The 6,840-nt window shown below is 66.1% G+C and carries 6 protein-coding genes; 4 read left to right on the top strand and 2 right to left on the bottom strand.

The genetic code is table 11. From position 1 onward, the window contains the following. Positions 1-12: 12 nt before the first annotated feature. The gene (locus ACZ6DT_RS19960; protein WP_465597038.1) at positions 13-1,002 is read left to right on the top strand and encodes an NADP-dependent oxidoreductase; all 990 of its coding nucleotides are present in this window, start codon (positions 13-15) and stop codon (positions 1,000-1,002) included. 648 nt (positions 1,003-1,650) lie between these two features. On the opposite strand, the gene ACZ6DT_RS19965 is transcribed toward ACZ6DT_RS19960, so the two are convergent. Next, the gene (locus tag ACZ6DT_RS19965; protein WP_465597041.1) at positions 1,651-2,253 is read right to left on the bottom strand and encodes a TetR/AcrR family transcriptional regulator; all 603 of its coding nucleotides are present in this window, start codon (positions 2,251-2,253) and stop codon (positions 1,651-1,653) included. A 134-nt stretch (positions 2,254-2,387) separates the two neighbouring features. Here ACZ6DT_RS19965 and ACZ6DT_RS19970 point away from each other — a divergent pair, with 134 nt between their 5' ends. Further along, positions 2,388-3,005, top strand: coding sequence for a stage II sporulation protein M (locus tag ACZ6DT_RS19970; RefSeq protein ID WP_465597203.1), 618 nt, complete (start codon positions 2,388-2,390; stop codon positions 3,003-3,005). A gap of 146 nt (positions 3,006-3,151) precedes the next feature. Continuing rightward, positions 3,152-3,805 (top strand): hypothetical protein, encoded by a 654-nt coding sequence (locus ACZ6DT_RS19975; protein ID WP_465597044.1) that lies wholly within the window; start codon positions 3,152-3,154, stop codon positions 3,803-3,805. A gap of 494 nt (positions 3,806-4,299) precedes the next feature. Here the strand turns inward: ACZ6DT_RS19975 and ACZ6DT_RS19980 are convergent, their stop codons facing one another. After that, positions 4,300-5,241, bottom strand: coding sequence for a hypothetical protein (locus ACZ6DT_RS19980; RefSeq protein ID WP_465597047.1), 942 nt, complete (start codon positions 5,239-5,241; stop codon positions 4,300-4,302). A gap of 225 nt (positions 5,242-5,466) precedes the next feature. Here ACZ6DT_RS19980 and ACZ6DT_RS19985 point away from each other — a divergent pair, with 225 nt between their 5' ends. Further along, positions 5,467-6,672 (top strand): M23 family metallopeptidase, encoded by a 1,206-nt coding sequence (locus ACZ6DT_RS19985; RefSeq protein ID WP_465597050.1) that lies wholly within the window; start codon positions 5,467-5,469, stop codon positions 6,670-6,672. The last annotated feature ends 168 nt before the right edge of the window (positions 6,673-6,840 follow it).

Raw genomic sequence — 6,840 nt, forward strand, 5'->3', positions numbered from 1 at the left:
GAGGGAGCAACGATGGCTGATCGGTCATGGGCCGTGCATCAGGTGAGGCGGCCGCGAGGGTTGCCGGTCCCAGAGGACTTCGCCTTCGTGGAGGGCCCCGTTCCGAAGCCGGCGGACGGCATGGCGCTGGTGGAGAACATCTACCTCTCCGTCGACCCGTACATGCGCGAATCCATGGACGAGCTCTGGCAGCTCAACGTCCCACTGGAAGGCAGGTCGATCGGCCGGGTCGTCGACTCGCGCGCCGACGGGCTGGCCGAGGGAGACCTGGTGTTCCACCGGCAAGCCTGGCGTACGCACGCTTTGGTGGAGAAGGGCGGCGCTCGGGTGCTGCCGTCGGTGGCGGGCGTGCCGGTCAGTGCCTACCTGGGCATCCTCGGCGGAACGGGGCTCAGTGCCTACGTCGGGTTGACCAAGATCGCGCGGTTGCGCGAGGGGGAGTCCGTGTTCATCTCCGCGGCGGCCGGTGGCGTCGGAAGCTCAGCGGGTCAGCTCGCCCGCCTGCTCGGCGCCGGGAGGGTGATCGGAAGCACCGGTTCCGCGGCGAAGGTCAAGCATCTCATCGACGACCTCGGATTCGACAGCGCCTTCGACTACCACGACGGGCCGGTCCGCGAGCAACTGGAGGCGGCCGCCCCCGACGGAATCGACGTGTACTTCGACAACGTCGGCGGGGACCATCTCGAAGCCGCCATCGGTGCCCTGCGCGACCGTGGCCGGATCGCGTGGTGTGGTGCGATCAGTCAGTACAACAGTGCCGAGCCCCCACCAGGACCGCGCAATCTCTTCGAAATAGTCGACAAGAGCCTCCGGCTGGAAGGGTTCCTGGTCCGCGATCACCGGCATCGTCAAGACGAGCTGGAGGAGTTCCTCGTCCCGCACCTCCAGAGCGGTGAAGTCAAAGTGGACGAGACCGTCGTCGGCGGTTTCGACCACGTCGTCGACGCGTTCATCGGCATGCTCCAGGGGAAGAACGTGGGGAAGATGATCGTCCGGGTCTGACGCGGACCGGCCGTTTCGAGTGTCGTCACACTCGCCCTGAACTCGCGTCCGCGGCACCGTCTGTCGAGGGAAGCTGCTGCCCAGGCGGGAACGCCGAGCCAACCCGTGCCAGTAACGCGTGAAATCTCCCTCGGACATGCGGTCTCAACTGCTCGACGTGTCTCCGCAACCCACTAGTGTCTCGTAATTCTCTTTGGTTAAGCGGGTTTGATGGCAATGCCAGGTAGCTTGAGTTGATCTTGAACCCTGCTTCGCGTCGTTGCTGACGCTCAGGTGCTCCGCAGTGGTGTGGGTGTGACGGATATGACTGACGCCCCGCGTACCCCTGGCGCCACACCAGCAACGGTCCAGAGTGGACACGATGAGCTGAGGTGCGCAAGCTGTCGTCACCGACAAGAAAGCGCAGTTCAACGGGTTGATCAACTGAAGCTACGTGGCATTGGTTTGATGGGGACTGGCTGAGTTGCGGGGCTTGGTGAACAGCCCGGACGTGCCGGCACCGATGCGCGCCGGGAAGGCCGACTAGATGGGACCTTGCGGATCTGGGAAGCCCTGTGCGACTCAAGAAACTCTGGCATAGCGGGAACGCGTGCGATCGGCTCCGCGGTCCACTGTCCGGCTGTGCGGCTGTGCGGCAAGCCTCGGCCGTCAGAATCGGGAACCGAGGACGTGGTCGACGGCTGCGTGCAGCGTCTCGGTTTCGGTGGCCAGAATCGATTCGTCGGAGGGTAAGGCTCTCGCGATGGAGAGTCCGTTGAGGACGGTCACGAGGAATCTGGCGCGTCGCCGGTTGTCGCCCTCGGCGAGCGCGCCTTCGTTGCTCAGGACGGTTAACCAGTGCTCGACACGGCGTAGTGCTTCCCGCTCGATAGCGAAATACGCCGCGCGGTTCTCGTCGGTCGGATCAGGCTCGATGTATGTCCTGAAGATCTCGCCCCAACCTGCTCGTGCCTGGTCGCCCACGCCGGCGAGAGCGAGCACCTGCCGCAGGCAATCGATCAGCCGGTCCCGCGCCGGTGCCGATCGATCGTGAATCCTGTCGCCGGGGGTGATCACGTCGTAGATGCCGGTGAGCACGGCGTCCTGCAGCGCGCGCTGCGTCGGGAAGTGATATCTGAGCGAGCCGGTGCTCACCCCGGCCCGCGCCGCCACCGCCCGCACGCTGAGCCGCGCACCCGGATCCTCCCCGAACATCGCCATGGCCGCCCGAAGAACCCTGTCCCGGCTGCCGGCGCCCGTCTCCTGCTCCATTGCCACCTCCTCTAACACACTGTACTAGCACGCTGTGCTACAGTCATCGCCGACCGCACTAACACAGTGTATTAGAAGCTGGGTCGAAGCGGTCGACATGCGGTCGCCCGCCGAACGAAATGGACGTGAAACCCATGCACTGCCTCCGCAGGCCGTTCCAGATAATCCGCGCTGACCTGCGGGCATATCTCCTCGTCAACGTGTTCGTCTACGGGGTGTTGCTCCTCGGCATGGCGCTGGGATCGCTCTTCCCTGGCCTGTACGCGGCGCGGGTCGCCTCGTTCGCGGAAGGCGGACAGGGGGCGCTCGTCAACGCGATCGTCGGCAATGGCTGGTTGTTCGGCACGGTCATCTTCCTTGTCAACGTGTTCCCGACCGCGCTGCTGCTCATCACCCTCCCGTCACTCGCGGTTCCCTACGCTGGGCTCGCGGTCTTCGCGGTCAAAACGATCGACCTGGGCATCACGCTCGCCCCCGTCGACTCGACCTCGCGACTGACCCTCATCCCGCATTCCCTCACGCTGCTCATCGAGTTCCAGGCTTACGCGCTCGTGATGTTCGGCGCATACCTGCTCGGCAGGTCCTGGCTCCGGCCCGCGACAGTCGACGCCCCCACCCGCCGACAGGGATACGTGCGCGGTCTGACCCGGCTTGGCTGGCTCTGGCTCCCAGCACTCGCGCTCTTCGTCATCGGCGCGGTGTACGAGGCCATCGAGATCTACTTCCTCGTGCCGCTGGTGCTCGGACCCTGATCCTTGCGCACTGACCGTCTGGCGACGACTCGCGCAATGCCGGCGGCGCACCGTGGTCAGTGTCGACCACTGTCCCTGTCCTGACGCTTCCGTTCTTACCGAATCGATCTCCGCCGGCGATGTCGGCGGGCTGAGGAGACGCTGTCATGCACGAGTGGAGCCGACGTCGCGCGGCGAAGCGGGTGAAGCCCGGAACCGGGCGGGAGCTGAAGCCGTTCCGCTGGTGGCAGCCTTTCTCGCGGTCGCTGTACTCGCTGGCTTTCGGGCACGATGATGGGTGGCGGGCGGTGTACGTCGTTGACGTACCTCATCGTCGGCGGTTCTGGTCGAACGACGGCAAGGGCACAGCCGATCTCTACCTCGACGGCCGTCATCAGGCCGAATCGAAGCTCCCCGCCGTTTTTCCCATCCCGAGCGGCACGATCGAGGTCGCGGAGTCCCCGTTCGGGCTGAAGCGCTGCCACTATGTCACGGCGGCGGGGGAGGAGCATCCGCTGATCCCGGATCGCACCTCGGCCGAAGGACGCCGTGCTCACCTCGCCCGCAAGCATCCCGTTCTGAGCCGCGCGATCAGTGTCACGTCGATCACCCTGCTCGTGATCTCGGTGCTCCTCCTCATTCCGCAGCTCATCGAGGTCGCCTTCAAACTGCCGCCAGTCGCGGCGCGCTTCGGGACTTTCGTTTCGCCCATCTCCCTTCCTGCGTGGCTCAACTCTTTGCTCGGCATCGGCGCCGCGCTGGCCAGTATCGAACGCGCACTCCGCTTACGCCACAACCGGTTCCTCGACACCGTCGGTTAGCACTGACTGGTCGGCTGCGGGTCGGATGGGGACAACGTCAGCGCGTGAGGCTTCCCAGCTCCAGGTGAACAGCTCCCGCGGTAGGTCCATCGCGCCGAAGAGGCGATCGCGTGACGTTTCGAGGTCTCGGCGCAGCCGGTCCAGGTTCGCGTCGAACAGCCGCTCGTCGAAGAACGCCTCCACGTGTGCTGGCCTGCGCGTAGGGGCTTGGTGAGACGTCGGTACAGGGGGTCGTGAGTGATAAATAGGGCTAGAACACGAATCGCCACTCACGACCCCTGTACCGACGCCCCGCGTATCACTGGCGCCACACCGGAAAAAGTCCATAATGGACACAATGAGCTGAGGTGCGCAAACTGTCGTCACTGACAAGAAAGCGCAGTTCAACGGGTTGATCAACTTAAACTACATGGCATTGAGTCTGGACTCATTCGAAAACGTAACAACGGAAAGCGGCATACAGCGTTGTTCCGCTCGGGTCGTTCGGGATTTCGTCAGGTCCATTGCCAGCTGATGCCCAGCACGCCTCGCTGCAGGTTTGTCGCGGTGAGATGGGCCAGGCGGCCGGGAGAGAGGGACAGTTCGTTTCCGCGGGCCAGGGGTGTATCCGTGTCGTGCTGGACTAGTTCGAAGCAACGCACCGGTAGGCGGGGTTCGGTGAAGCGAACGCTGAGGACATAGCTGCCCACCGGATAACGGAAGGCGCGCCGGTAATCGAGGGCTTCCCCGCCCTCGCCTTCGATGGTGAAGGCGTACTCCATCAGATGGGTCCGGCCTGGGCTCAGGGTGTGGTCGAACAGCATCTCCGCGGCGATGACCGGAGCCTTCGGGTGGCGGCTCACGCGGCCGACACGGCAGTTCGCGACGGCCTCGGGCACGATCTCTTCCGGCGAAGTGCCGGAGTCGCCACAGTACACCGCGATATGCCGGTCGGGGTGGCCGTCGATGGCTCGCAGCACTTGCCGGGTGTGGATGCGGCGGATCACGCCGTCGGCGTCCACCACGGCCGCGTCGTCCTGGCACCACGCCCGCAGGTTTCCGTCGGATGGCCCGGCCAGCGTTTCCAAGGTTTCGGCCAGCGAGTGCGCCGGCTCCAGCATGTGGCCATACCGGCGGGCGTGCTGCCGACGCCCCGCCCACCGGCCACGCGGCCGAGGTGGGCCGAGCAGCGCTTCCAGCGAGTGGCGGGGCAGGCAAAGGATGGTCTCGATGGCCTGTACCGCGCGCAGCGAGTCGGCCCGCTCCGGACGGCTGCGGCCCAGACGCCAGTAACTCAGGCTCGCGAGGCTGATGTGGATGCCGCGCCGGGCGAGCCGGTCGCGCAGGCGTTCCAGAGTGAGACCGCTGCGACCGATCGCGGCGTCCAGCGCCTCGTGGAAGGGGCCGGTGCGCAGCAGCACGTCGATCTCTTGACCAGCACCGGATCGGACGGCCACGACGCGACTCCCTCGACTGTGGAACAAACAGTTTAGGAGGCGGAATCCCGTCACCACGTCCGGAAACAGCAGGTACTTGTTAACAGTATTGCGGCCGGTTCCACAGACGATCCGACGCGGTCATCCACCACCTTGACCCACTCGGACAGCGGGTATGTCATCAGCGCGACAGCCACCTGCAACGGCGGTCAGCCCCTGCCCCTGCGCCGACTTCCTGGAGAGCACATGTCCTGTTCCCCACGCCGAGGATTCGCCATCTCCGCGTCACTGCTCGTCGCCGTCGCGATGACGTTGGTCCCGTCGACGGCGACCGCCGGCCCCACCGAACCCGACCTCGCCACCACCGTGCGCGCGACCGTGCTCGAGCAGCACGGAGCCGCGCTGAAGGCACAGTGGGGCACACAGTCGCTGCGTGAACCCCTCTTCGAACCGACCCGCGCCTCCGGGTCCTGGGTGTTCGGCAGCACCACCATCCCGATGACCTACGGCCAGGAGCACGGTGCGCCCCTGATGGCGCTGTTCCTGGCTCAACGTGGTCAGCTCGGCTGGCGGGTGGAACTGGACGGCACCGCCGGATTCACCGAGTTGGCCACCGTGGCGCCGACGGCGGTGCTCAGTGAAGGGGAGAAGCGGACGTTCGCCGACCACGCCGCGGGACAGAACCGGACACTCGCCGACACCGGCCTGGGTCTGCCCTGGCCGCAGGGCGTGGCCTGGTGGATGGGCGGTGGACCGCACGGCAACAGCGGCGACTCCCGGCCGTTCAGCTCGATCGATTTCAACGGCGGTGACGGCCGCGTGCTGTCCGCCGGACCGGGACGGGTGTACAAAAGTTGCGTTCGTGGTCGCAGTGCGCTGGTGAAAGTGGTGCATGACAACGGATACAGCACCACCTACTACCACATGTACGACCTGACCACGCTGGCCGACGGCAGCACTGTGCGCACTGGCACCTACCTCGGGCACATCGGCAACGAGTTGCCGTGCGGCGGGTCCAGCAGCGGTGCGCACGTGCATTTCTCCCTGTTGCGCGGAAATACCCACATCAGCGTGAACGGCATGACGGTCGGCGGCTGGACGTTCTACCAGGGCAGCCAGGCGTACGGCGGCTACGCCCAGCGCGGCAGCACTCGCGTGTCGGTCGGCGGGCGGGTCACCAATTACGGGGCGGGCACCACCCTGCCCACCGGCACCGTCGACGGCGGCTCGAACAGTTCCGTCACCTTGCGTTCCGGCCCTGGCACCAGCTACGACGCCGTGGGCACCGTCGGTAACGGCACCGTGGTCACCATCGCCTGCACCGCGAGGGGCGAGGCGGTGGACGGCGTCTGGGGCCGTACCGACCTGTGGAACCGGCTCGAGAACGGCAACTGGATCAGCGACGGTTTCCTGGACACCGGCTCCAACGAACCAGTGGCGCCCGTTTGCTGAACCGGCCGGAGCCAAGCGCTTCGGCGTGGAGACAGACGCGGTGGAGGTGGGGGGGGGGGGGGGGGGGCACCCCCGGGAAAAAACACAAACACCAAGCAGGGGTAAAGAAAGGAGGGGGGTGCCGCGGCCCAGCAGCCCCCCCCCCCCACCCCCCCCGATATACCCCCA

It is taken from the genome of Amycolatopsis sp. NPDC041971, assembly GCF_055588925.1.